The organism is Nocardia farcinica, assembly GCF_001182745.1.
GTDB lineage: Bacteria > Actinomycetota > Actinomycetes > Mycobacteriales > Mycobacteriaceae > Nocardia > Nocardia farcinica.
The window spans coordinates 1,302,498-1,326,114 of the sequence record NZ_LN868939.1; the positions used below are offsets into that span (position 1 = coordinate 1,302,498).

Annotated in this window: 23 protein-coding genes, 4 tRNA genes and 1 pseudogene; 17 read left to right on the forward strand and 11 right to left on the reverse strand. The window is 70.4% G+C overall.

Features of this window, described 5'->3' with window-relative positions; all coding sequences use genetic code 11:
* Positions 1-26: 26 nt before the first annotated feature.
* Positions 27-389, forward strand: a complete 363-nt coding sequence (locus tag AMO33_RS23090) for a VOC family protein (protein WP_060594246.1) — start codon at positions 27-29, stop codon at positions 387-389.
* A gap of 104 nt (positions 390-493) precedes the next feature.
* The gene (gene menD, locus AMO33_RS23095) at positions 494-2,131 is read left to right on the forward strand and encodes a 2-succinyl-5-enolpyruvyl-6-hydroxy-3-cyclohexene-1-carboxylic-acid synthase (protein WP_060594247.1); all 1,638 of its coding nucleotides are present in this window, start codon (positions 494-496) and stop codon (positions 2,129-2,131) included.
* A gap of 29 nt (positions 2,132-2,160) precedes the next feature.
* On the opposite strand, the gene AMO33_RS23100 is transcribed toward menD, so the two are convergent.
* Complete coding sequence (locus AMO33_RS23100; RefSeq protein WP_060594249.1) at positions 2,161-2,397, reverse strand: hypothetical protein; 237 nt, start codon at positions 2,395-2,397, stop codon at positions 2,161-2,163.
* Positions 2,398-2,616: 219 nt separating this feature from the next.
* Between AMO33_RS23100 and AMO33_RS23105 the strand changes: the two genes are divergently transcribed.
* Positions 2,617-3,195 carry a TIGR03086 family metal-binding protein gene (locus AMO33_RS23105; protein WP_060594252.1) on the forward strand — a complete coding sequence of 193 codons (579 nt, stop codon included), beginning with the start codon at positions 2,617-2,619 and terminating at the stop codon, positions 3,193-3,195.
* Between the two features lie 8 nt (positions 3,196-3,203).
* Here the strand turns inward: AMO33_RS23105 and AMO33_RS23110 are convergent.
* From AMO33_RS23110 to AMO33_RS23130, 5 genes and pseudogenes are all read right to left on the reverse strand, one after another.
* Positions 3,204-3,551: pseudogene (locus AMO33_RS23110) on the reverse strand (TetR-like C-terminal domain-containing protein); the annotation flags it as partial.
* A 53-nt stretch (positions 3,552-3,604) separates the two neighbouring features.
* A complete protein-coding gene (locus AMO33_RS23115) occupies positions 3,605-7,768 on the reverse strand; it encodes a bifunctional nitrate reductase/sulfite reductase flavoprotein subunit alpha (RefSeq protein WP_060595108.1) in 4,164 nt (1,387 codons plus the stop codon).
* A gap of 112 nt (positions 7,769-7,880) precedes the next feature.
* Positions 7,881-8,525 (reverse strand): demethylmenaquinone methyltransferase, encoded by a 645-nt coding sequence (locus AMO33_RS23120; RefSeq protein WP_041560444.1) that lies wholly within the window; start codon positions 8,523-8,525, stop codon positions 7,881-7,883.
* 114 nt (positions 8,526-8,639) lie between these two features.
* Positions 8,640-9,782, reverse strand: coding sequence for a glycosyltransferase family 4 protein (locus AMO33_RS23125; protein ID WP_060594253.1), 1,143 nt, complete (start codon positions 9,780-9,782; stop codon positions 8,640-8,642).
* 91 nt (positions 9,783-9,873) lie between these two features.
* Positions 9,874-10,305: a DUF3592 domain-containing protein gene (locus AMO33_RS23130; RefSeq protein WP_060594255.1), complete on the reverse strand. Its 432-nt coding sequence runs from the start codon at positions 10,303-10,305 to the stop codon at positions 9,874-9,876.
* A gap of 63 nt (positions 10,306-10,368) precedes the next feature.
* Between AMO33_RS23130 and AMO33_RS23135 the strand changes: the two genes are divergently transcribed.
* Positions 10,369-10,872 carry a DUF2505 domain-containing protein gene (locus AMO33_RS23135; protein WP_060594257.1) on the forward strand — a complete coding sequence of 168 codons (504 nt, stop codon included), beginning with the start codon at positions 10,369-10,371 and terminating at the stop codon, positions 10,870-10,872.
* A 10-nt stretch (positions 10,873-10,882) separates the two neighbouring features.
* Here AMO33_RS23135 and AMO33_RS23140 read toward each other — a convergent pair whose 3' ends face one another.
* The 3 genes from AMO33_RS23140 to AMO33_RS23150 are packed head-to-tail and all read right to left on the reverse strand — an operon-like array spanning position 10,883 to position 13,061.
* Positions 10,883-11,320 carry a VOC family protein gene (locus tag AMO33_RS23140; RefSeq protein ID WP_011211659.1) on the reverse strand — a complete coding sequence of 146 codons (438 nt, stop codon included), beginning with the start codon at positions 11,318-11,320 and terminating at the stop codon, positions 10,883-10,885.
* Positions 11,321-11,329: 9 nt separating this feature from the next.
* Positions 11,330-11,800: a helix-turn-helix transcriptional regulator gene (locus AMO33_RS23145; protein ID WP_170916187.1), complete on the reverse strand. Its 471-nt coding sequence runs from the start codon at positions 11,798-11,800 to the stop codon at positions 11,330-11,332.
* A 7-nt stretch (positions 11,801-11,807) separates the two neighbouring features.
* Positions 11,808-13,061, reverse strand: a complete 1,254-nt coding sequence (locus AMO33_RS23150; RefSeq protein ID WP_060594258.1) for a geranylgeranyl reductase family protein — start codon at positions 13,059-13,061, stop codon at positions 11,808-11,810.
* A gap of 100 nt (positions 13,062-13,161) precedes the next feature.
* Between AMO33_RS23150 and AMO33_RS23155 the strand changes: the two genes are divergently transcribed.
* Both AMO33_RS23155 and htpX read left to right on the forward strand, forming a co-directional pair.
* Positions 13,162-14,199, forward strand: a complete 1,038-nt coding sequence (locus tag AMO33_RS23155; protein WP_011211656.1) for a polyprenyl synthetase family protein — start codon at positions 13,162-13,164, stop codon at positions 14,197-14,199.
* 166 nt (positions 14,200-14,365) lie between these two features.
* The gene (gene htpX / locus AMO33_RS23160) at positions 14,366-15,253 is read left to right on the forward strand and encodes a zinc metalloprotease HtpX (RefSeq protein WP_060594260.1); all 888 of its coding nucleotides are present in this window, start codon (positions 14,366-14,368) and stop codon (positions 15,251-15,253) included.
* Here htpX and AMO33_RS23165 read toward each other — a convergent pair.
* Positions 15,244-15,735, reverse strand: a complete 492-nt coding sequence (locus AMO33_RS23165) for a YajQ family cyclic di-GMP-binding protein (protein ID WP_011211654.1) — start codon at positions 15,733-15,735, stop codon at positions 15,244-15,246. The two genes, htpX and AMO33_RS23165, sit on opposite strands and share 10 nt — an antisense overlap.
* A 205-nt stretch (positions 15,736-15,940) precedes the next feature.
* Between AMO33_RS23165 and AMO33_RS23170 the strand changes: the two genes are divergently transcribed.
* From AMO33_RS23170 to rplA, 10 genes are all read left to right on the forward strand, one after another.
* A tRNA-Tyr gene (locus AMO33_RS23170) sits at positions 15,941-16,023 on the forward strand.
* 279 nt (positions 16,024-16,302) lie between these two features.
* Positions 16,303-16,375 (forward strand) — tRNA-Thr (locus AMO33_RS23175).
* A gap of 69 nt (positions 16,376-16,444) precedes the next feature.
* Positions 16,445-16,517: transfer RNA gene (locus AMO33_RS23180), tRNA-Met, on the forward strand.
* A 42-nt stretch (positions 16,518-16,559) separates the two neighbouring features.
* A complete protein-coding gene (gene rpmG, locus AMO33_RS23185; protein WP_011211653.1) occupies positions 16,560-16,730 on the forward strand; it encodes a 50S ribosomal protein L33 in 171 nt (56 codons plus the stop codon).
* 148 nt (positions 16,731-16,878) lie between these two features.
* Positions 16,879-17,949 carry a fused (3R)-hydroxyacyl-ACP dehydratase subunits HadA/HadB gene (locus AMO33_RS23190; protein WP_060594262.1) on the forward strand — a complete coding sequence of 357 codons (1,071 nt, stop codon included), beginning with the start codon at positions 16,879-16,881 and terminating at the stop codon, positions 17,947-17,949.
* 231 nt (positions 17,950-18,180) lie between these two features.
* Positions 18,181-18,253 (forward strand) — tRNA-Trp (locus AMO33_RS23195).
* Between the two features lie 30 nt (positions 18,254-18,283).
* Positions 18,284-18,685, forward strand: a complete 402-nt coding sequence (secE, locus tag AMO33_RS23200) for a preprotein translocase subunit SecE (RefSeq protein WP_011211651.1) — start codon at positions 18,284-18,286, stop codon at positions 18,683-18,685.
* A gap of 130 nt (positions 18,686-18,815) precedes the next feature.
* A complete protein-coding gene (gene nusG / locus AMO33_RS23205) occupies positions 18,816-19,604 on the forward strand; it encodes a transcription termination/antitermination protein NusG (protein WP_041560443.1) in 789 nt (262 codons plus the stop codon).
* A 113-nt stretch (positions 19,605-19,717) separates the two neighbouring features.
* Positions 19,718-20,152 (forward strand): 50S ribosomal protein L11, encoded by a 435-nt coding sequence (gene rplK, locus AMO33_RS23210; RefSeq protein ID WP_011211649.1) that lies wholly within the window; start codon positions 19,718-19,720, stop codon positions 20,150-20,152.
* 69 nt (positions 20,153-20,221) lie between these two features.
* Complete coding sequence (gene rplA, locus AMO33_RS23215; protein WP_011211648.1) at positions 20,222-20,935, forward strand: 50S ribosomal protein L1; 714 nt, start codon at positions 20,222-20,224, stop codon at positions 20,933-20,935.
* A gap of 81 nt (positions 20,936-21,016) precedes the next feature.
* Here the strand turns inward: rplA and AMO33_RS23220 are convergent, their stop codons facing one another.
* Positions 21,017-22,621, reverse strand: a complete 1,605-nt coding sequence (locus AMO33_RS23220; RefSeq protein WP_060594264.1) for an MFS transporter — start codon at positions 22,619-22,621, stop codon at positions 21,017-21,019.
* A gap of 430 nt (positions 22,622-23,051) precedes the next feature.
* Between AMO33_RS23220 and rplJ the strand changes: the two genes are divergently transcribed.
* Positions 23,052-23,582, forward strand: a complete 531-nt coding sequence (gene rplJ / locus AMO33_RS23225) for a 50S ribosomal protein L10 (protein ID WP_011211646.1) — start codon at positions 23,052-23,054, stop codon at positions 23,580-23,582.
* Positions 23,583-23,617: the final 35 nt, after the last annotated feature.

The following is a 23,617-nucleotide window of genomic DNA, read 5'->3' on the forward strand; positions in this document are numbered from 1 at the left end:
AGCAACCGATCCTGGAAAGGACCGCCATGACGGCATCGATCGTCTTCCTCGTCTACGTCAACGACACCGCCGCGTCCGCCCGTTTCTACGGCGACCTGCTGGACATGAAGCCCGATTTCGAGACGCCCGGCTACATCACCTTCGACCTCGGCCCCGGCGCCGATCTGGCGCTGTGGTCGGGCCGGTTCGACGGTCTCTCGCCCGCCACGCCGCGCACCTCCGAGGTGTGCCTGGCGCTGCCCGACGGCGCCGAGGTGGACGCGAAGTTCCGGGAGTGGCAGGCCAAGGGCGTCACCGTGGTGCAGGAGCCGCACGACGAACCGTTCGGGCGCACCTTCGTCGTCGCCGATCCGGACGGCAACCTCATCCGCGTCGCACCGCAGGACTGACCGCGCCGGAGACCGCGGCGGCCGGCCCTCGGCGGGCCGACTGCCGCGGTCTGTGTGACCAGGGTGACCGCGCTCGGGGCGGGTCGATCTGACAGGCTGGAGGCGTGAACCCGTCAACTGCGCAGGCCCGAGTTGTCGTCGACGAACTGGTTCGCGGCGGCGTCCGCGACGTGGTGCTGTGCCCGGGGTCGCGCAACGCGCCGCTGGCGTTCGCGTTGCAGGCCGCCGACGCGGCGGGGCGGCTGCGGCTGCACATGCGCATCGATGAGCGCACGGCCGGATTCCTGGCGATCGGCCTGGCGATCTCGGCGAGTGCGCCGGTGCCGGTGGTGATGACCTCGGGCACCGCCGTCGCGAATCTCGGACCGGCGGTGCTGGAGGCCAATTACGCGCGGGTGCCGCTGATCGTGTTGAGCGCCAACCGGCCCTACGAGATGCTCGGCACCGGCGCCAACCAGACGGTGGAACAGCTCGGCCTGTTCGGCAGCCAGGTGCGGGCCACCATCTCCCTCGGCCTCGCCGAAGCCGACGGTGCGGGTGCGGGCTCCTACGACCAGCAGAACAGCGTGTGGCGTTCGGCGGTGTGCCGGGTGCTGGCCGCGGCCCGCGGCACCCGCTCGGGCAACGCCGGGCCGGTGCACTTCGACATCCCGCTGCGCGAGCCGCTGGTGCCCGACCTCGCCGAGGGCGAAGCCGAGCCCGCGGGCCGGGCGGGCGGCGCGCCGTGGACGGCCACCCAGTACGCCACCCTCGACGTGCCGCTCGAGATCGACCTGACCCCGGACACGGTCGTCGTGTCCGGGCACGGCGCGGGTCTGCGTCCCGAACTCGCGCATCTGCCCACGGTCGCCGAACCCACCGCGCCCATGCACGGCCCGGCCCTGCATCCGCTGGCGCTGCCGCTGCTCACCCCGCGCCAGGCGATCATCACCGGCCGCCCCACCCTGCACCGGCAGGTGTCGCGCCTGCTGGCCGACCCGGCGGTCACGGTCTACGCCCTCACCACCGGCCCGCGCTGGCCCGACGTGTCCGGCAACGTCGTCGGCACCGGCACCAGGGCGGTCACCTCGGGCGCCCCGCGGCCGGAGTGGCTGGCGCACTGCCGCGAACTCGACGACAAGGCCCGCCAGGTGGTCCGCGCCGAACTGGCCGGGCATCCCAAGCCGACCGGCCTGCACGTGGCCGCGGTGGTGATGGATGCGCTGCGCGAAGGCGATCAGCTGCTGCTCGGCGCTTCCAACCCGGTGCGCGACGCGGCACTGGTGGCCACCCCGCGGCCGGGGGTGCGGGTGCTGTCCAACCGCGGCGTGGCCGGCATCGACGGCACGGTCTCCACCGCGGTCGGCGCCGCCCTCGCCCACCCCGGCCGCACCATCGCCCTGATCGGCGACCTGACCTTCCTGCACGACGCGGCCGGGCTGCTGATCGGGCGCGGCGAACCGCGCCCCGCCGATCTGACCATCGTCGTCGCCAACGACGACGGTGGCGGCATCTTCGAACTGCTCGAACAGGGCGACCCGCAGTACGCGGGCGTGTTCGAGCGCGTGTTCGGCACCCCGCACGGGATGGATCTGGCGGCGCTGTGCGCGGCCTATCGCATCCCGCACCGCCAGGTGGACCCGGCCGAACTCGCCGCGGAACTGGCCGGTGACGCGCACGGCCTGCGCGTGCTCGAGGTGATCACCGAGCGCTCCAGCCTCCGGGAACTGCACGCCACCGTGCGCGCCAAGATCGCTCCCTGAGGCTGAAGCCCCCAGGCTGCGGACCGGGACTACTCGACCTCGCGGTCCTCGTCGTCCATCGGCACCGGGATCGACTGTTCGAGGACGTCGGCGGGGTCGGCCTCCCAGACCTCGCGCCCCACCGTCGTGGGGTGCGGATCCTCGACGGTCACCTCGGGATCCTCCGGGTCGGGGTAGGCGGGGGTGGCCTGTTCGGCGAGGTCGGCCTCGGAAACCTCCTGCACCGGAACCTCGTGCACCGCGCGAGACGTGCTGCGATCGACCATCGTGCGCTCCTCTCCGATCCTGTCTGCCGCCGGAGCCGTTGCCCGGCCTGTCGCCGCGGGGTACCCCGACGACGGGCCCTCAACAGTCCGGCAGTTCGAGCATGCTCCCGCGCCGCAACCCCGGCAACCGCCGCGTGGCGCGCGTCTCCCCGGCCGATGATTCCGCGGCGCCCGCATCGTCTGCATCGATGAACCGCACCGACGCCCGGGAGGACCCGCATGCAGCCCCGCTTCGACTTGGAACCCGCCACCACCGCGCTGGCGTCGGTGGTCGCCGGTATCCGCGACGACCAGCTCGACGCGCCGACGCCGTGCGCGGACACCACCGTGCGCGCGCTGCTGGTGCACGTCGACGGCTTGGCCGAGGCGTTCCGCCAGGCGGCCACCAAGGAGTCGGTCGGCCGGTCCGGGCCCGCCGACATCCCCGCCGACCCGCAGCTGCCCGCCGACTGGCGCACCCGCATCGCCGCGCGGCTGAAGGCGCTCGCCGCGGCCTGGCAGGAACCGGCCGCCTGGGACGGCAGGACCGAGGCGGGCGGTGTCACCGACGACGCCGCCGCGATGGCGGTCGTGGCACTCGACGAGGTGGTGGTGCACGGCTGGGATCTGGCCCGCGCCACCGGGCAGCCGTTCGACTGCGCCGACGCCCACGCGGCGGTGCTGCTGGAGATGCTCGACGGCGTGCCGTCCGAGGGCGTGCCCGGCCTCTTCGGCCCGACCGTGCCGGTGCCGGCGGACGCCCCGCCGCTGCACCGCATCCTGTCCAAGACGGGTCGTTCGCCGCGCTGGCCGGCATAGGGCCTGCGTCAGGAGACGAACACGCCCGCGGTGACGGCCGCGACCGCCGCCTCGGCCGCGGCCACCGCGGCCGCGTCGTCGATCGGGTCCCCGCTGGCGAGCAGCCGGTAGTAGAGCGGCGCCGACACCGCCGCGAGCACCGCGCGCGGGTCGGTGCCCGGCGGCGCCTCCCCTCGCCGCACGGCGTCGTCCACGCACGGGCCCCATTCGGTGAGCCGGACGTCGTAGAAGCGGTGCAGCGCGTCGGCGGCGCCGGAATCGCAGGTGGCGGCGGCGATGACGGCGCGGAAGAGCCTGCCTTGCCGCGGGTCGGTGAGGGTGCGCGCGACCAGCCGCGCGTTGGCGACGAGGTCGCCGCACTCCCGTACCACCGGCTGCCGGACTTCGCGCGGCTGAATCCACCCGTGGCTCAGTAGACGTCGCGGACGTAGCGTTTCTCCGCGACGAGTTGTTTGCGGAAGGCCAGCGCCCCGTCCTCGTCGAGCTTGCCGTGGATGCGGGCGATGGCCAGCAGCGTCTCGTCGACGTCCTTGGCCATGCGCGCGGCGTCGCCGCACACGTACAGGTGCGCGCCCTCGCACAGCCATGCCCACAGTTCGGCGCCGTGCTCGATCATGCGGTGCTGCACGTAGATCCGCTCCCGCTGGTCCCGGGAGAACGCCAGGTCGAGGCGGGTGAGGAAGCCGGTGCGGAACATGTCCTCGAGTTCGGCACGGTAGTAGAAGTTCTGCGCCGCGTGCTGATCGCCGAAGAACAGCCAGTTCCGCCCGGTGGCGCCGAGCGCGCGCCGCTCGTGCAGGAACCCGCGGAACGGCGCGATGCCGGTGCCGGGGCCGACCATGATCATCGGCGCGGCCGGGTCGAGCGGTGGCCGGAAGTGCGGTGCCCGTTGCAGGAAGATCGGCACCCGGGTATCGGCCCGGTCGGCGAGGAAGGTCGAGCACACCCCGCCGCGTCGCCCGGACTCGCCGTAGCGCACCACGCCGACGGTCAGCTGCACCTCGTGCGGGTCGACCAGCGGGCTCGACGAGATCGAGTACTGGCGTGGCTGGAGCTTTGTCAGCACGCCCTGCCACTCGATCAGGTCGGCGCGCACCGGGAAGTCGCGCAGCACGTCCACGGCCTGCCGGTCCCACAGGTAGCCGTCGAGTTCGTTGCGGTTGTCGCGGCGCAGCAGCTTCGCGAGCTGCTGGCTCGGGTTGCGCTCGGCCACGAAGGTCAGCAGGTCGTGGCTCACGCGGGTGATGTCGTAGTGCGTGCGCAGCGCCTCGGCCAGCGGCAGCTCCCGCCCGTCGATCTCGATGCCGCGACCGCCGTCCAGTCCGGTGGCGGCCAGCCATTCGGCCACCAGATCGGGGCAGTTCGACGGCCACACGCCGAGCGAATCGCCGGTCTCGTAGGACACGCCCAGATCACGCAGGTCGAAACCGACCCGACGCACTTCCTTGACCGAATCCGGATGCGAGAGAACCTCGTTGCGGATCAGCGGGGCGGCAACGGGGGCGTTGCGGGTGAACGGCGCGGCCTGCCGGGCGGGCTTGGTGAGCACCGCGGTGGCGGTGGCCGTCGCGCCGCCTGCGGCACCGTCCGCCACACCGTCGGCACCGGGCGGACCTGCCCACCGGGTGCCGGATGCGGCCCCTCCCGGTACGCCGCCGCCCTGCCCCAACACGGCGACGATCTCGTCGAGCCACCGCTGCGCCCGCTCCGCGTGGTCGGGTTCGCAATCCACCCGCTCTAGCAGCCGCCGCGCTCCGCGCTCGGCCAGCAGCCGGTCGATCTTGCGGCCGTGGCCGCAGAAGTCGTCGTAGGCCGAATCACCCAGGGCGAACACGGCATAACGCAACCCGGGGAACCGCGTGGCCGAGCCTTCGAGCCGGTCCCAGAAGTCCGCGCCGTTGTCCGGGGGTCCGCCGTCGCCGAAGGTGCTGGTGACGATCAGCACGTCACCGTCGAGCGCGTCCAACGCGCAGGAATCCATGTCGAGCAGCCGGGGCGCGAAACCCGCCCCGCTCAATCGCTGCGCCACCGCCGCGGCCAGATCCTCGGCGTTGCCGGTCTGCGACGCCCACAGCACGGTCACCGGCTTCGCCACCGGCACGGGGGCATCGGCAGTCACCGCGGCCCGCGAGTACATGCCCGCCAACAGGCCGTCGATCCACACCCGGCTCGCCCCGGCGACCGGCGCGGAGTCCGGCAGCACCGGCTGCCCGGTCACCGGAATCGATTGCAGCGCGGCCAGATACCCGCCCAGGTAGATCCGCTCGGTCTCCGACAGCGTCGGCGTCGCCGCCGCGTCCAGGCCCAGCAGCGCGGCCAGCGGATGCTGCGGCGCCGCGGCCTCGGGACGTGGCTCGCCCGCCCGCGGCACCGGCGCGACCCGCCGCAACGCCACCGCGCACTGCTTGAACTCCGGCTGCCAGGAATCCGGGTCGACCGCGTCGTTGGTGACGGCGTTGATGGTCAGGTACTCGCCCTGCTCGTCGTTCCAGTGGAACGGCGCGAAGCAGCCGCCGGGCCGCACCCGGTCGCTGATCCGCGCGGGCAACACCGCCCGCCCACGCCGCGAGGCGATCTCGAGCTGGTCGCCGGGCCGCACCCCGAGCCGTTCGGCGTCCTCGGGGTGCACCTCCACGAACGGCTCGCCGTCGAGTCTGGTGAGCTTGCCGATGCGGCCGGTCTTGGTCATGGTGTGCCACTGGTGTTGCAGGCGGCCGGTGTTCAGCACGAACGGATAGTCGTCGTCGGGCAGTTCGGCCGGGTCCAGGTGGGGGCGCGGCCAGAACACCGCGCGCCTGCTCGGGGTGGGGAAGGCCAGCCGGGGCCGGTGCCCGTGTTCGTCGACGAACAGCTCCTGGCTCACGCCGTCGTTGCGGTAGCGGATCGGATTGCGCCGCCGGGCCGGGTCGGGGCACGGCCACTGCATCGGGCCCTCGGCCAACGCCGGGTAGCTCATGCCGCGCAGGTCGTAGCCGGTGGCCGGGTTGGCGAAACCGGTGATCTCGGCGAACACCTCGGCGCTCGAGCCGTACTCGAAGCCGGGGAAACCCATCGCGGTGGCGACCTGCGCGATGAGCAGCCAGTCCGGCCGGGCCTCGCCGACCGGGTCCACGCACCGCGGCATCAGGGTGACGTTGCGCTCGGAATTCACCATCACCGCGTCGGCTTCGGCCCACAGCGTGGCCGGTAGCAGCACGTCGGCGTAGGCGTTGGTGGCGGTGTCGGTGTAGGCGTCCTGGGTGATCACCAGCTCGGCCGCTTCCAGACCCGCGATCACGGTCTTGCGGTTGGCCACCGAGGCGACCGGATTGGTGCAGATGATCCAGGCCGCCTTGATCTCGCCCGCGGCCATGCTCCGGAACATCTCGATCGTGCCCGGTCCGGATTCGGCGCGCAGGCTGCCCGGCGCCAGCCCCCACGCCGATTCCACGAACGCCCGGTCCGCCGCCGAGAGCAGCGAGCGCTGGCCGGGCAGGCCCGGCCCCATGTACCCCATCTCGCGCCCGCCCATCGCGTTCGGCTGGCCGGTCAGCGAGAACGGACCCGAGCCGGGCCGGCAGATCGCGCCGGTGGCCAGGTGCAGGTTGCACAGGGCGTTGGTGCTCCAGGTGCCGTGCGTGGACTGGTTCAGGCCCATCGTCCACAGCGACATCCACTCGCCCGCCTCGGCGATCCAGCGGGCCGCGGTCCGCAGATCGTCCTCGGCCAGGCCGGTGATCGCGGCGACCCGGGCGGGCGGGTAGTCGGCCAGGAACTCCGGCATCGCCGCCCAGCCCTCGGTGTGCTCGGCGATGAACTCCGCATCGATCGCGCCGTCGGCCACCAGCAGGTGCAGCAGTCCGTTGAGCAGCGCGAGATCGGTGCCCGGCCGCAGTTGCAGGAACAGGTCGGCCCGGTCGGCGGTCGCGGTGCGCCGCGGGTCCACCACGATCAGCTTGGCGCCCGCCTTCAACCGGTCGGCCATGCGCAGGAACAGGATCGGATGGCAGTCGGCCATGTTCGCGCCGATCACGAAGAACAGATCGGCGTGGTCGATGTCGTCGTAGGAGCCGGGCGGGCCGTCGGCGCCGAGCGACTGTTTGTAGCCGGTCCCGGCCGAGGCCATGCACAGCCGCGAGTTCGCCTCGATGTGCTTGGTGCGCAGGAAGCCCTTGGCCAGTTTGGTCGCCAGGTATTGCGCCTCCAACGACATCTGCCCGGAGACGTAGAGCGCGATCGCGTCGGGCCCGTGCTCGTCGAGGATGGCCCGCAACCGGTCGGCGACCTCGTGCACGGCCTCGTCGACCGGGATCGGGACCGGGACCTGGTCGCGTTGCGGGCGGCGGTAGGCGGTCTCCATGCGGCCGGGCGCGCGCATCAGCTCGAGGTGCGTGGCGCCCTTGGTGCAGAGCCGGCCGGCGTTCGCCGGGTGCCGCGGATCCCCGCCGACCTTGGCGAGCACGCGCTTGCCCGCACCCGCGACGCCGTCGCCGCCCTGCACCGTGGTCTGCACGCTGATGCCGCACCCCACGCCGCAGTACGAGCACGCCGTGCGGGCGGTGCCCGCAGCGGGGCTGGTGGGTGCGTCCGACATGCCCTCGATCATGCGGATCGCCGATTGCGCCGGATTTACCCCGCGTTATCGGCAGATCACAATCGCCCTCACCGCGCCGATTCCGGGCGGTGAGGTGTGGCCGGGCTCACCGTCAGCCCAGTCGATAGCCGCGGTGCAGCGCCACCACGCCGCCGCTGAGGTTGCGCCACTGCACCGACGACCAGCCCGCCGCCGCCATCCGCATCGCCAGCTGCCGCTGGTTCGGCCACGCCCGGACCGACTCGGCCAGGTACACGTAGGCGTCCGGGTTGCTGCTGACCGCCCGCGCCACCCGCGGCAGCGCCTTCATCAGGTACTCCATGTACACGGTGCGGAACACCGGGATCACCGGGGTGGAGAACTCCGCGATCACGAGCCGCCCGCCGGGTTTGGTCACCCGCAGCATCTCCCGCATCGCCAGATCCGGGTCGGCCACATTGCGCAGGCCGTAGGAGATGGCCACCGCGTCGAAGCTCTCGTCGGCGAACGGCAGCGCCATCGCGTCGCCCGCCACCATCGGCACCTCGCGGAAACTGCCCGCCGCGAGCATCCCCTTGGAGAAATCCGCGGCCACGCACCACGCGCCGGACTTGGCGAACTCGACCGTGGACACCCCGGTGCCCGCCGCCAGATCGAGCACCCGCTCGCCCGGCCGCAACGCCAGCGCCTTACGGGTGGCCCACCGCCAATACCGGTCCTGGCCCATCGAGATCACGGTGTTGGTGAGGTCGTAGCGCTCGGCGACCCCGTCGAACATCGACGCGACCTCGTGCGGTTGCTTGTCCAGCGACGCCCGAAACGACTCCCGCTGCTCTGTTCTCGCCACGTCCTCGACACTAGTGGCCGCGACGCGCGCGCCGCGACAACTCGGTCATGCCGTACGCCACAACCGGTTGTCGATGCCGGTGACCGCCGCGTAGTGATCCATGAGTTCGGTGCAGATCGCGGGCCAGGTGCGGTGCAGCACCGACTTGCGGGCCGCCGCGCCACAGCGGGCCCGCGCCCCCGGATCGCGCAGGGCCGCCACCGCGCTGGGCAGCAGCTCCTCGAAACGATCCACCGGCAGCAGATAGCCGTTGCGGCAGTGCGCGATCAGATCGCGCGGCCCGCCCGCGTCGGGGCCGATCACCGGCACGCCGCTGGCCAGCGCCTCCTGCACGCCCTGGCAGAAGGTCTCGTGCTCTCCGGCGTGCACCATCACGTCCAGGCTCGCGTAGGCGGTGGCCAGTTCCTGCCCGCCGAGCTCGCCGGTGAACACCGCGTCGGGCATCAACCGCGCGAGCCGGGCGCGCTCGGGGCCGTCGCCGACGATCACCAGCCGCAGGCCAGGATCGTCGGCCAGCACCGCGAGCCGTTCCACGTGCTTCTCCGGCGCCAGCCTGCCGACGAAACCGACCAGCAGCCGGTCGCTGCCGCCGCGCCACCGCTCGCGCAGGGCGGCGCTGCGCGCCGACGGGGTGAAGCGGGCGATGTCCACGCCCCGCCCCCAGCGGTACACCCGCGGGATGCCGTGCGCGGCCAGATCCGCCGCCGCCGCGCGCGAGGGCGCCAGCGTGCGGGTGGCGCGCAGGTGGATGCGCCGGGTCCAGCTCCAGGCCGCCCGCCCGGCCAACCCGAGACCGTAGCTCTGCGCGAACCCGGCCACGTCGGTCTGGTACACCGCGACCGTCGGCAGATCCAGCCGCAGCGCGGCCGCCAGACCACCGGCGCCGAGCAGGAACGGGGAGGCCAGGTGCACCACGTCGGCGTCGAAATCGGCGATCACGTCGGTGATGCCCGGCTGCGGCAGCCCCACCGGCAGCGAACTGATCTTCGGCACCATCACCGCGGGCACCCGGTACACCGGCACCCCGCCGTGCTCGCGCGGGGCCGGGGGCAGGCCGCGCGGGGTGTCCGGCGCGATCACCAGCGCCTGGTGGCCGTGCCGGGACAGGTGGTCGAGCACCCGGAGCACGGAGTTGACCACGCCGTTCATGTTCGGCAGGAACGACTCCGAAACGATGGCTACGCGCACGACTCCAGGGTGACCCGCGCGCCGCGCCACCGCGCCACACCGACGTGAAGGCTGCGGAAAGTTCCGGCGAACTCCTCGCCGTCGGCCCAGCTCAGTCGACCGCCACGGGTTCGCGCCTGCCCGCCTGCACCAGCAGCCACCACACCGGCAACGCCAGCAGCCAGGCCACCACGATCACCGACAGGGCGGGCTGGATGGCCACCCGCACGTCGCGCCCGGCCACCCGCACCAGATCCGGATCGCTGCGGCTGTACTCGACGTTGATGCGCTCGCCCGCGGTGAGGTTGGTCGGATACAGCACGCCGACCTTCGGGTTGTGCGTCTCCCCGTCCGGGGTCACATACATCACCGCCGAGCGCAGCCTGCCCGCCGAGAGCACCTCGGCGGTGGTGACGCCCTTGTCCGAACTGATCAGATAGTCGTTGCGCCAGGCCGCGAACACCAGCAGCACCATGAGGACGCTGACCACGGTCGCCGCGGTGAGCACGCCGATCCTGGCCCGCCGCAGCCGGGTCGTCCGCATTTCGGACTGGCTGGTTTCCGACACGGCCACAGGCTACCGAGGGGCTCGGCTACGGTGGCGGCCATGTCCCGAAAATTCCGCTTCACCGTGCCGTACAGCGTTCCGGTCGAAGATCTGCACCGGGCACTCACCAGCGACGACGCCTGGCAGGCGCGTTTCGCCGAGGCGTCCACCGCGACGCTGGACATCTCCCATCCCGGCGGGCCGGGTACCGCCCGCATCCACATGACCGAACGAGCCCGCCGGGACAAGATCCCCGCCCTGGTGAGCAAGGTCCTCTCCGGCGAGCTCGTGTTCGACCGCACCGACGACTGGCGCCCGCTCACCGGCGGTGCCGCCGAGGGCGATTTCCGGGTCACCACCAGCGGCATCACCGCCACCATGGCGGGCATCCAGCGGTTGCGCGGTACCGCGCAGGGCAGTGAGATCGAGGTCGACGGTTCGCTCGAGGTCAAGGTCCCCCTGGTCGGACGCGCCATCGAACCGCTGGCCGAACAGTTGCTGCACCGTGTGCTCGGCAGCGAACGCAAGTTCTTCGAACAGTGGTGTGCCCAGACCAGATCCTGACCCGGCGGCGTCAGCCCGCGACGTTCGGATCGAACTCCCGCCGCTCCACCAGCACCAGCCAGTTGCCGGAGTTGTCGCGGATGATCGCCTCGGTGCCGTAGGGCCGCTCCGCGGGCGGCTGGACGAACTCGACGCCCTTGGCGGTGAGTTCCTCGAACGCCTTCTGGCAGTCGGGTGTGCGCAGGCCGAGCGCGCCGTGCGTGCCGTCGGCCAGGGCCCGCCGGGTGGCCTCGGCCAGCTGGGGATCCTGCGGCGGGCCGGGCACCATCAGGGTCACCTCGAGTTCGGGGTGGTCGGGGTGGGCCACGGTCACCCAGCGGAAACCGTTCTCGCCGAGGGTCACGTCGCTGGCCTCGACGAAGCCGAGCTTGTCGATGTACCACCGCTTGGCTTCGTCCTGATCGGTGACGTACACGGTGACCAGGGAAATGTTGGAGATCGTCGTCATGAGCCCAGGCTAGGGCGGCGGCGCCGGGCCGGGCTTCTCCGAAATTGCGGAGTTACCCGCCCGCGGCGTCACCCGGTCGGACAGGCCGTGCATGAAGACGTAGCAACCGGGGATGTGTGGTGCGCCGTGGGCGAACTTCGCCTGGTACTGCGCGGGCGTCATGCCGACGAGCTGGCGGAACTTGCTGCTGAACGAGCCAAGGCTGTGGTAGCCGACCAGCATGCACACCTCGGTGACGGTGAGGTTGGTCGCGCGCAGCAAATCCTGTGCCCGCTCGACGCGCCGCTCGGCCAGATACGCGCCCGGCGTCATGCCGTACACGGCGGCGAAGGCACGCAGGAAGTGATATTTGGAAATGCCCGCGGCGCGGGACAGTTCGTCGAGATTCAACGGCCGGTCGTACTGCCGGTCGATCAGGTCCCGCGCCCGGCGCAGGTGGGGGAGCAGATACAGCGGGGGCAGTCCGCTCGGGCGGGGCACGGCGTCCCTAGGCGAACGGCGCCGGATCGTCGGCGCGCATCGACAGCCTGCCCGCGGTGCGCCAGGCCCGCGCGGTCAGGTCGACGTCCTCGTCGGTGACCAGGTTGCCCATCACCCGGACGGCGGTGCGCTGCAAGAACTTCGAGCGCATCACCGGCGGGCCGCCGGTGGGCACCATGCGCGGGTGGGTCGCCAGGCCGGCGATCCGGCGGGCCACCGAGAAGGTGCGGCCGTAGCGGTCGCGCAGCAGTTGCGGCCACAGGTGCGTGAAGTCGTCGGCGTCGAGGATCCCGGCCAGCATGTGCCCGCCCTCGAGGCCGTAGTCGATGCCCTCGCCGTTGAGTGGGTTCACACAGCCCGCGGCATCGCCCACCAGCACCCAGTTGCGCCCGGCCACGTTCGAGACCGCGCCGCCCATCGGCAGCAGCGCCGAGGCCACCGCCCGCGGCTCGCCCTCGAACTGCCATTCCGCGTACCGCTGCGAGGTGTAGTGCCGCAGCAGCGATTTCAGCGCGACGTGGGAGGGCCGCCGCTCGGTGGCCAGCGAGCCGACACCGATGTTCACCTCGCCGTTGCCCAACGGGAACACCCAGCCGTACCCCGGCACCAGCGCGCCGTCGGCATCGCGCAACTCGAGGTGCGAGGTGATCCACTGATCGTCGCTGCGGCCGGAGCGGATGTAGGCCCGCGCGGCGGTGCCGTAGGCGAAGCGGCGGTGCCAGACCCGGCCGAGCTGCTTGCCGATCGGGGAGCGCACGCCGTCGGCGACCACCAGCACGTCACAGCCGACCGTGCGCGGGCCGGTCGCGGTCTCGAACGTCACACCGCTCACCCGCTCGCCCGCGCGCACCACCTCGAGCGCCTTGGTGCCGTCCACCATCGTGGCGCCGGATTTCACGGCCGTCTCGCGCAGCTTGTCGTCGAGTTCGGTGCGCGCGACGGCACTTCCGTAGGAGGGGAACGACCCGCCCGGCCAGGGCAGCAGCGCCTCGCGGCCGAAACCGGTCATCCGCAGGCCGTGGTTCACCGTGTGCGCGCGCAGCCAGCCACCGAGCCCGAGCAGCTCCAATTCCTTGGTCGCGCGGGGCGTGAGGCCGTCACCGCAGGTCTTGTCCCGGGGAAACACCGCCGCGTCGGTGAGCAGGACGTCGCGGCCCGCGCGCGCCGCCCAGGCCGCCGCCGCCGAACCGGCCGGGCCCGCACCGACCACGAGCACCTCGACGCGATCGGGCAAGCCATCCTCCGAAGCCATGCGATCCATAGTGGCACGCCGCCCGACCAGGCCGTCGCCGCGTGTGGAAAAGTGTGCCGGACACGCTAGGTTCTCTACCGTGGGGTCGGACGCGGCGCTGGGAGACGAGATGAGCACATCGGCAGTGAGTGGCTCGGCAGTGAGTGGCTCGAGCACGGTGGTGGCCGGGGTCGAACTCGGTGACGCCGAGCTCGCCGCGACCGTGCGCAACGGCCTCGAAGAGGTCGAGAAGCTGCTGATCGCCGAACTCTCCGACGGCGAGGACTTCCTCCAGGACGCGGCCCTGCACCTGGCCAAGGCCGGCGGCAAGCGGTTCCGCCCGCTGTTCACCATCCTCACCGGTCAGCTCGGCCCGCGCCCCACCGACCCGGCGCTGATCACCGCGGGCACCGTCGTGGAACTGGTGCACCTGGCCACCCTCTACCACGACGATGTGATGGACGAGGCGACCATGCGCCGCGGCGCCCCGAGCGTGAACTCCCGCTGGGGCAACAACATCGCCATCCTGGCCGGCGACTACCTGTTCGCGCACGCCTCCCGGCTCACCTCCACGCTGGGCCCCGACGCGGTGCGCATCATCGCCGAGACCTTCGCCGAACTGGTCACCGGCCAGATGCGCGAGACGATGGGCGCGCGCGAGTCCCAGGACCCCGTCGAGCACTACCTGCGCGTGGTCTGGGAGAAGACGGGTTCGCTGATCGCGGCCGCGGGCCGGTTCGGCGGCACCTTCTCCGGCGCCGACACCGCGCACATCGAGCGGCTGGCCCGGCTCGGCGACGCGGTCGGCACCGCCTTCCAGATCTCCGACGACATCATCGACATCTCCTCGGCCTCCGAGCAGTCCGGCAAGACGCCCGGCACCGACCTGCGCGAGGGCGTGCACACCCTGCCGGTGCTCTACGCGTTGCGCGAGGAAGGCGCCGAGGCCGACCGCCTGCGCACCCTGCTCGACCATCCGCTGCACAGCGACGACGAGGTGGCCGAGGCACTCGAGCTGCTCGGCCGCTCCCAGGGCATGGTGCTGGCCAAGGAGAAGCTGCAGTCCTACGCCGATCAGGCCTACGCGGAACTGGCCGCGCTGCCCTCCGGCCCGGCCAACGACGCCCTCGAGCAACTGGTCCGCTACACCATCGAACGCGTCGGCTGAGCGGGGTCGGCGCCCGGAGGCGGCAGCGCAGTGTGACCACGGAGGGCGCCCCGGCTCGGGCCGGCCAGCACAGCCTGAGCCGGGTCGGCGCCCGGAACTCCGGTGACTTCCGGTTCGTTGTCGGTATGTCAACGATCGACGGACGGGGGAGTGGGCAGGGAGGCGTATGCACGGGCGCGGTTACGCGAACGGTCTCAAGACGTTCGGCCTGATGGTCGGGCTCTCGGCGTTGATCGTCTTCGCCGGGGCCATGTTCCGCAACACCACGATTCTCGTCGTCGCGATCCTGCTGGCCGTCGGGATGAACGCGTGGGCCTATTTCAACAGCGACCGCATCGCCCTGCGCGCGATGCACGCGCTACCGGTCAGCGAACTCGAGGCGCCGGTGATGTACCGGATCGTGCGGGAACTCGCGACCGCCGCGCGCCAGCCCATGCCGCGGCTCTACATCAGCCCCACGAACGCGCCCAACGCGTTCGCCACCGGGCGTAACCCGCGCCACGCCGCGGTCTGCTGCACCAGCGGCATCCTGCAGATCCTCGACGAGCGTGAGCTGCGCGCCGTGCTCGGGCACGAGCTCTCGCACGTCTACAACCGCGACATCCTGATCTCCTCGATCGCGGGCGCGCTGGCCGCCGTGGTCTCCGGCCTGGCGAATCTCGCGTTCTTCGCCGGCGCCTTCGGTGGCCGCGGCAACGGCGAGGGCCCCAACATGCTGGGTGTGTTGTTGGTCTCGTTGCTCGGCCCGATCGCCGCCACCCTGGTGAAGCTCGCGGTCTCGCGCTCGCGGGAGTACGAGGCGGACCGCTCCGGCGCCGAACTCACCGGTGACCCGCTCGCGCTCGCCTCCGCGCTGCGCAAGCTCGAACGCGGCACCCAGGCCGCGCCGCTGCCGCCGGAACCGCAGCTGACCGCGCAGTCGCACCTGATGATCGCCAATCCGTTCCGCGCGGGCGAGCGGGCCGCCCGGCTGTTCTCCACGCACCCGCCGATGGCCGAGCGGATCGCCCGGCTCGAGGAGATGGCGGGCGGGCGGTCCGGCGGCTACCGGTAGTTCACGAACTGCAGGGCGATCCCGAAGTCCTCGCTCTTGAGCAGCGCGATGACCGCCTGTAGGTCGTCGCGCTTCTTGCTGCTCACCCGCAGCTCGTCGCCCTGGATCTGGGCCTTGACGCCCTTGGGGCCCTCGTCGCGGATCTTCTTGCTGATCTTCTTCGCGTGCTCGGCGTCGATGCCCTGCACCAGGGTGCCGGTGATCTTGTAGGTCTTGCCGGAGGCGACCGGCTCGCCGGCGTCGAACGCCTTCAGCGAGATGTCGCGGCGGATGAGCTTCTCCTTGAACACCTCGAGCGCGGCCTTCACGCGCTCCTCCGCCTCGGCCGTCAGCACGATCTTGTCCTCGCCGGACCATTCGATCTTCGCCCCGGTGCCGCGGAAGTCGTAGCGGGTGTTCAGCTCCTTCTCCGCCTGATGCAGGGCGTTGTCGACCTCCTGCCGGTCGACCTTGCTGACGACATCGAAAGACGAATCGGCCACACTGCGCTCCTGTTCCTCACGGATCCGACGGCTCACGGGTCCGCACCGCCCACCGGGGCCGCGGACACGGGCAACGTCGGCACACTACCCGGACAGTTCTACTCCCCTCGCCCGCGCGTGGCCGCGCCGCCATGCCGCCTGCCAGCCGGTTTGCATTTCGGACGGGGGTACGTTGTATTCTGCTCTCCGCACCCGAACGGTGAACGGCAGGTTGCCCGAGCGGCCAATGGGAGCAGACTGTAAATCTGTCGGTGAAAGCCTACGTAGGTTCGAATCCTACACCTGCCACCCATATCGAAAACGAGCCTCAGATGCGGAGAACCGCATGTGGGGCTCGTTTTCGTTGGGGCGGTCGGCCGGTCTGCCACCGGCTCGGCGCCGCGGTGTGCGCGAACGGCCGAGAGGGACCCCCGACGGACGGCGAAGTCGGGCAGAGACGCCGAAAAGCCCGCGCTGACCAGCCAATTTGGAAGTATCGGCGGCCAGTGTGTAATCTCGTTCAAGGCTTCACCGCCCCGGGGTCGCGAGTCAGTGATGAGCGAGCGACATCGGAGCGGATGTAGTCATGCCCCCTTAGCTCAGTCGGCAGAGCGTTTCCATGGTAAGGAAAAGGTCAACGGTTCGATTCCGTTAGGGGGCTCGCCGGATTGCCGGTGGTGTCCGACTCGGCAACCTCGCCGCGGCGTCGCCGCTGGCAAGACCGCGCAATGGCGGTGTAGCTCAGGCGGTAGAGCAAACGACTCATAATCGTTGTGTCGCCGGTTCGAGTCCGGCCATCGCTACCCATACTGATTAATCAGGTCGACCGGAAAGAAGGCATAGTCGTGGCCGCGAAGTCCACCGATGTCCGGCCAAAGATCACCTTGGCCTGCGAGCAGTGCAAGCACCGCAACTACATCACGAAGAAGAACCGGCGTAACGACCCGGATCGGCTGGAGCTGAAGAAGTTCTGCCCGAACTGCGGCACCCACCGGGCGCATCGCGAATCCCGCTGATCTCTCGCACGCGTGACATCCACCGCGTGATGGCCAGGGCCGGACGACATCGTCCGGCCCTGAGCGCTATCTGCGGTGGGCTCTCCTCGGTGTACGCCCCGGCCGACCCCCTGCCCGGGGGTCAGATAGGTACAGTCCTCCCGTGACAATGAACACCGGCACAGACGAAGCCGTCCAGGCGAGCGAGGCGGAGTTCGACGCCGCGGCGCACGCGGCGGCGATGGTCGGCCACCACTACCGCGTCGACGACTACTACGAGGTCGGCCGCGAGAAGGTCCGCGAGTACGCCCGCGCCGTCCAGGACTACCACCCGGTGCACTGGGACGAGGACGTCGCCCAGGAGTACGGCTACGACGGCCTGGTGGCTCCGCTCACCTTCATCTCCCTGGTCGGGATCCTGGCCCAGCGCAAGCTGTTCGAGACGGTCGTCACCGGCTACGACCTGAGCCAGATCATGCAGACCGACCAGATCCTGGAGTTCCACCGGCCGATCAAGGTCGGCGACCAGCTGACCTGTGATGTGTACCTGCACTCGTTCCGGCAGGCGTTCGGCGGCGACATCATCGTCACCAAGAACATCGTCACCGCCCAGAACGACGAGCTGGTGCTCACCACCTACACCACGCTGGTGGGCCGCAGCGGCGCCGACATCGACCCGAATCTCACCGACGCGGTGCACAACGTGCTCATGCACGGCATCGGCCCGGAGGAGCCGGATCACCACCCGCGCACCGAGGCGCCGATCGTCTCCGCGTCCGCGCCGGTGGTCTCGGTGCCCGAGGTCACGCCGAGCAAGCATGCCCTGGCCTTCGACAGCGTCTCGGTCGGCGACGAGCTGCCCACGCGCGTGGTGCGGCTGACCCGCGGCGACCTGGTGAACTACGCCGGTGTCTCCGGTGACGCGAACCCGATCCACTGGAGCGACGAGGTGGTCAAGCTCGTCGGCCTCGACGACGTGGTCGCGCACGGCATGCTCACGATGGGCCTGGGCGGCGGCTTCGTCACCTCGTGGCTGGGCGACCCCGGCGCGGTGAAGGAGTACAACGTGCGCTTCACCAGCCCCGTGTTCGTGCCCGCCGACGCGGCGGCCGAGGTCGAGTACACCGGCAAGGTGAAGTCGATGGATCCCGAGACCCGCACCGCGGTGGTGGCGATCGTCGCCAAGTCGGCGGGCAAGAAGATCTTCGGCCGGGCCACGGCGACGGTGCAGCTGTCCTGACCTGGACGAGTGGCCCTGATTGGCTATTGCGCCGGTCGGTAACGTACACTCGGGTTTCTGGGGTCACCAGCCGTTGCGCGCTGCTCTGTGGGGCTGGTTCCTGCGGGAGCCGGCAACGCCGAAGCAGCGCGCGTGTTGTGTGCAGCAGCAGCGCCGGTGCCCCGGAACAACCGAAGAACGCACAACTGAATATCGAACGGTGGTTGGACGAGGTTCCAGCAGTCCAACCGAAGGGGCGTAGCTCAACTGGCAGAGCAGCGGTCTCCAAAACCGCAGGTTGCAGGTTCAAGTCCTGTCGCCCCTGCCCTGATGCCAGCGACGAGAGAGGATCGACGTGAGCGACGAGCGGGACACTCGCCACGGCGCGCATGCGGCCGACGACGGCGATGGCACCGCCGCGGTGAGTCGGCCGAGCGGCAAGCGTTCCGCTCGGCGGACCCGCTCCGTCTCGTCCTCCTCGGCCGATACGGGCGCGGTCGCCACGATCGACCGGCCGTCGAAGAAGGCGGGAAAGACTGCCGGCAAGGCCACGCGCGAAGGAACGGGCAATCCGTTCAAGCGCCTGATCAAGTTCCTGCGTGAGGTCATCGCGGAACTGCGCAAGGTGATCTGGCCGAACCGGAAGCAGATGGTCACCTATACGAGCGTTGTTCTGGTGTTCGTGGTCTTCATGGTCGCGTTCATCAGCGGGTTGGATCTGGCGTTCATCAAGGGTGTCAACTGGCTGTTCGGCTAGCGGCCGTTCGGTTGGGAGGAAGGCGCCGACGCCGGTAGCCGATCCCGGGGCGGACCGGCGGAACATTCCCGCCGCGCCCGGCCCCGGCACGCAGAGGATGTACGTGACGACACAGGAAGCGAGTGCCCCAGTGAGCACCCCGGAGAACGACACCAACGACGAGTTCCCGGTCGACGACGCGGTGGCCGAGCCCGCCCGCGACGAGGTGGAGGACACCGCGGCCGTCGAAGAGTCTGTGGCCGAAGAGTCTGTGGTCGAGGAATCCGCGCCCGCTGCCCCCGTCGACGCCGAGCCGGCCGACCCGGTCGCCGAGATGAAGGCCGCGCTGCGGCGCGCCCCCGGCGACTGGTACGTCATCCACTCCTACGCCGGGTACGAGAACAAGGTGAAGGCCAACCTCGAGACCCGCGTGCAGAACCTCGATCTCGAGGACTACATCTTCCAGGTCGAGGTGCCGACCGAAGAGGTCACCGAGATCAAGAACGGCCAGCGCAAGAACGTCAACCGCAAGGTGCTGCCCGGCTACATCCTGGTCCGGATGGAACTCAACGACGAGTCGTGGGGCGCGGTGCGCAACACCCCCGGTGTGACCGGTTTCGTCGGCGCCACCTCGCGGCCGTCCCCGCTGTCGATCGACGACGTGGTGAAGTTCCTGGTGCCCGCCTCGCAGCAGAAGAAGGCGCCCGCCGCCGCGGCTGCCGCGAGCACCGAGACCAGCACCGATGTCGCGCCGAAGCCGGCCATCGAGGTCGACTTCGAGGTCGGCGAGTCGGTGACGGTGATGGACGGTCCGTTCGCGACCCTGCCCGCCAGCATCTCCGAGGTGAACGCCGAGCAGCAGAAGCTCAAGGTGCTCGTCTCGATCTTCGGACGCGAGACCCCGGTCGAGCTGGCCTTCACCCAGGTCGCGAAGATCTAGTTGCTTCCGTCGCGGTTCCCAGGACCGGCGACGGGATGATTCGGCCCGCGCCGCGGGTTCGAATTCCCCAGGGCTTGCAAAGAGCAAGGACACCAACACCCTAGGAAAGAAAGATGCCCCCCAAGAAGAAGAAGCTCGCCGGGATCATCAAGCTTCAGATCCAGGCCGGCCAGGCGAACCCGGCTCCGCCGGTGGGTCCCGCCCTCGGCCAGCACGGCGTCAACATCATGGAGTTCTGCAAGGCGTACAACGCCGCGACCGAGTCGCAGCGTGGCAACGTCATCCCGGTCGAGATCTCGGTGTACGAGGACCGGACCTTCGACTTCAAGCTGAAGACGCCCCCCGCCGCCAAGCTGCTGCTCAAGGCCGCCGGCGTGCAGAAGGGCTCGGCCGAGCCGCACCGCAACAAGGTCGCGAAGGTCACGATGGACCAGGTGCGCGAGATCGCCAAGACCAAGATGGAAGATCTCAACGCCAACGACATCGACCAGGCCGCGAAGATCATCGCGGGCACCGCGCGCTCGATGGGTATCACCGTCGAGGCGTAAGCCCGGAACTCGGTGGGAGGGTCGGCCAGACCCGGCAAACCACTTCTGAACCACGAAGGACAGACAATCATGGCAAAACGAAGCAAGGCGTACCTCGCCGCGGCCGAGAAGGTCGACCGCACCAAGCTCTACTCCCCGCTGGCCGCCGCGCGGCTGGCCAAGGAGACCGCCACCACCAAGACCGACGCGACCGTCGAGGTCGCGGTGCGGCTGGGTGTGGACCCCCGCAAGGCCGACCAGATGGTCCGCGGCACCGTGAACCTGCCGCACGGCACCGGTAAGACCGCCCGCGTCATCGTGTTCGCGGCCGGTGAGAAGGCGGCCGAGGCCGAGGCGGCGGGCGCCGACGCGGTGGGCGCGGAGGACCTGATCGAGCGCATCCAGGGCGGCTGGCTGGACTTCGACGCCGCCATCGCCACCCCGGACCAGATGGCCAAGGTCGGCCGCATCGCGCGTGTCCTGGGCCCGCGCGGTCTGATGCCGAACCCGAAGACCGGCACGGTCACCACCGACGTGGCCAAGGCCGTCAGCGACATCAAGGGCGGCAAGATCAACTTCCGTGTCGACAAGCAGGCCAACCTGCACTTCGTCATCGGCAAGGCCTCCTTCGACGAGGCGAAGCTGGTGGAGAACTACGGCGCCGCGCTGGACGAGATCCTGCGTGCCAAGCCGTCGACCGCCAAGGGCCGCTACGTCAAGAAGGTGACGGTCTCGACGAACACCGGACCGGGCATCCCGGTGGACCCGAACCGCACCCGCAACCTCCTCGACGAGGACGCGTGAGCGCCAGGTAGCCCCTGAAAGCCGTCCGTGAGGGTGGGAACGCGAGCAGCGTTCCCACCCTCACGGCGTTTCCGGGACCGTTCAGCCGTCGTCGCGCTCACGCCAGGCGAGCAGGACCGAGTCGCCGCCCGCGGGCCGCCACGGCAGGAAGATCGCGACCACCACCGCGCAGACCAGCACCGCGCCCGCGGCGACCAGCGAGGCGGCGTGCGAGCCCTGCAGGGCCGCGGTCTTCATGGCGAGGATGAGGTTCTCGCGCTGGGATTCCAGGAACGTGGGCAGTTCCTGCTTGCGGATCTCGAGCACGCTGAGCGGGCTCGCGCGCACCAGGCTCTTCTGGTCCTCGCTCATCAGGGTCGTCGGCACCCGGTCCAGCAGCGGCGACACCCGGGTGGTGTAGTACGAGGCCACGATCGAGCCGAGCACCGCGACACCGAGCGTGCCGCCCACCTCGCGGGTGGTGTCGTTGACCGCCGAACCCGCGCCCGCCTCGTCCAACGGCAACGAGGCCATGATCGATTCGGTCGCCGGACCCTGCACGATGGCCAGGCCGAGCGCCATCGACACCATCGCGGGCAGCACGTCGGTGACGTAGCCGCTGTCGACGGTGACCTGTCCGCCGAGGTAGAGCCCCACCGCGGTCAGCACGAGCCCGAACACGACGACCGCGGTGGTGCCGAGCCGCTGCGCGAGCAGCGTGGCGACCGGCGCTCCGATGGCCACCGAGAACGCGAACGGCAGTGAGGCGATGCCGAATTCGAGCGGCGTGTACTCGCGCACGCCCTGGAAGTACTGGGTGATCAGGAACAGGAAGCCGAACATCGAGAAGTACCCGGTGGCGATGGCCAGGGCGGGCAGCGAGAACCGGCGGATACGGAACAGGCGCATGTCCAGGATCGGCGCGGCCGTGCGCGCCTCCCACCACACGAACGCGGCGAGCAGGGCGACCCCGAGGGTGCCGGTGCCCAGCGTCGTCACCGAGAGCCAGCCGTAGTGCGGTCCTTCGATGATGGCCCACACCAGCAGGGTGATCCCCGCGATGGACAGCGCGATGCCGGGCAGATCGAGCCTGCCCACCTGCGCGGCTCGCGATTCGGGCACCAGCAGCCACGCCGCCACCAGGGCGAGCAGGGCCACCGGGACGTTGATCCAGAAGACCGAATGCCAGGAGAAGTGTTCGAGCAGATAGCCGCCGGAGATCGGCCCGATGGCGATGGCGAATCCGGCCATGGCGGTCCACGCGGCGATGGCCAGCGCCCGCTCGCGGCGGTCGGTGAAGATGTTGATGATCAACGCCAGGGTGGCGGGGAAGACCGCGGCGGCGAACACGCCCATCGCGGCCCGCGCGGCGATCACCGTGGTCATCGAGTCCGACAGGGCCCCGGCGATCGACATGACGGCCACGCCCGCGAGGCCGACCAGCATGACCCGGCGGCGCCCGTAGCGGTCGCCGAGGTTGCCGAAGGCCAACAGCAGGCCCGCGAAGGTGAGGGTGTAGGCGTCGACGACCCATTGCAGGCCGCTGACGCCGGTGGCCAGTTCCACCCCGATGGAGGGCAGCGCCACGTTGACGATGGTGTTGTCCAGGACGACGAGGAGTTCGGCCAGGCAGATCACCGCGAGAGCGAGGAAGCGCCGATGACGCCGCTCCAACAGCACTGGTGGATCGACTGTGGTGATGGTCATAACGGCAGCCAACCATGTAGGTGTCACTCGAGGTAACACCTTTCTGTCGCAATATCGCTCACATCGCGCCGGTGGAAGTGTCGTCGGTCACAGCGAGCCGGCCAGGGGAGGGGGCGTTTTGGCAGATAGGGGCGGCTTCGGCTACTCTGGTCGACAGTTATCGACAAGTTCGATCGCTACCCAATCCGTTCTACCGAAGACCGTTGGTCGCCGATCCCGCACGGGTTCGGCCGAAGGTCCGGCATCGCGCCGGCGGCCCACGCAGGGAGAGCCGAGGCTGGGAGCCCCATTCGAGCGCATGCGCTCGTGTAGGTCTTTCTGATGCGCCCCGGAACGCTCTGCGTCCGGGGCGTTCGTGTTGTTCACGAGCTTTCTCGCGCGGTGCTCGGTAGGGGGACACACGAACCGACCATCAGAGAGGAGGCGAAGTATGGCAAAGGCTGAGAAGGTCACCGCGGTCGCGGAGATCGCGGAGCAGTTCAAGAGCTCGACGGCCACCGTGGTCACGGAATACCGTGGCCTGTCGGTCGGCAAGCTCACCGAGCTGCGGCGTGCGCTCGGCGCCGAGGCCACGTACTCCGTCGCCAAGAACACCCTGGTCAAGCGGGCCGCCGCCGAGGCGGGCGTGGAGGGTCTGGACGACCTGTTCGTCGGCCCCACCGCGATCACCTTCATCAAGGGTGAGCCGGTCAACGCGGCCAAGGCGCTCAAGACCTTCGCGAAGGAAAACAAGGCGCTCATCATCAAGGGCGGCTACATGGACGGCGCCGCGCTGTCCGTCGCCGAGGTGGAGCAGATCGCCGACCTGGAGACCCGCGAGGTTCTGCTGGCCAAGCTGGCCGGCGCGCTGAAGGGCAACCTGGCGAAGGCCGCAGGCCTGTTCAACGCTCCCGCGTCGCAGGTGGCCCGCCTGGCCGCCGCGCTCGAGGAGAAGAAGCGGGCCGAAGGCGGCGCGGAGTAATTCCCGCCAATAAACACCACCCCCATACTTTTAAA

Bases quoted from the DNA above. Each gene is read 5' to 3' on its own strand.
- rplK (WP_011211649.1), top strand. From the start codon at position 19,718: ATGCCCCCCAAGAAGAAGAAGCTCGCCGGGATCATCAAGCTTCAGATC.
- AMO33_RS23140 (WP_011211659.1), bottom strand. From the start codon at position 11,320: ATGACGACGATCTCCAACATTTCCCTGGTCACCGTGTACGTCACCGAT.
- rplA (WP_011211648.1), top strand. From the start codon at position 20,222: ATGGCAAAACGAAGCAAGGCGTACCTCGCCGCGGCCGAGAAGGTCGAC.
- AMO33_RS23115 (WP_060595108.1), bottom strand. From the start codon at position 7,768: ATGTCGGACGCACCCACCAGCCCCGCTGCGGGCACCGCCCGCACGGCG.
- AMO33_RS23100 (WP_060594249.1), bottom strand. From the start codon at position 2,397: ATGGTCGATCGCAGCACGTCTCGCGCGGTGCACGAGGTTCCGGTGCAG.
- AMO33_RS23190 (WP_060594262.1), top strand. From the start codon at position 16,879: ATGAACACCGGCACAGACGAAGCCGTCCAGGCGAGCGAGGCGGAGTTC.
- AMO33_RS23135 (WP_060594257.1), top strand. From the start codon at position 10,369: ATGTCCCGAAAATTCCGCTTCACCGTGCCGTACAGCGTTCCGGTCGAA.
- AMO33_RS23105 (WP_060594252.1), top strand. From the start codon at position 2,617: ATGCAGCCCCGCTTCGACTTGGAACCCGCCACCACCGCGCTGGCGTCG.
- AMO33_RS23090 (WP_060594246.1), top strand. From the start codon at position 27: ATGACGGCATCGATCGTCTTCCTCGTCTACGTCAACGACACCGCCGCG.
- htpX (WP_060594260.1), top strand. From the start codon at position 14,366: ATGCACGGGCGCGGTTACGCGAACGGTCTCAAGACGTTCGGCCTGATG.
- AMO33_RS23150 (WP_060594258.1), bottom strand. From the start codon at position 13,061: ATGGATCGCATGGCTTCGGAGGATGGCTTGCCCGATCGCGTCGAGGTG.
- rplJ (WP_011211646.1), top strand. From the start codon at position 23,052: ATGGCAAAGGCTGAGAAGGTCACCGCGGTCGCGGAGATCGCGGAGCAG.
- AMO33_RS23120 (WP_041560444.1), bottom strand. From the start codon at position 8,525: ATGTTCGACGGGGTCGCCGAGCGCTACGACCTCACCAACACCGTGATC.
- AMO33_RS23130 (WP_060594255.1), bottom strand. From the start codon at position 10,305: ATGCGGACGACCCGGCTGCGGCGGGCCAGGATCGGCGTGCTCACCGCG.
- AMO33_RS23220 (WP_060594264.1), bottom strand. From the start codon at position 22,621: ATGACCATCACCACAGTCGATCCACCAGTGCTGTTGGAGCGGCGTCAT.
- AMO33_RS23155 (WP_011211656.1), top strand. From the start codon at position 13,162: ATGAGCACATCGGCAGTGAGTGGCTCGGCAGTGAGTGGCTCGAGCACG.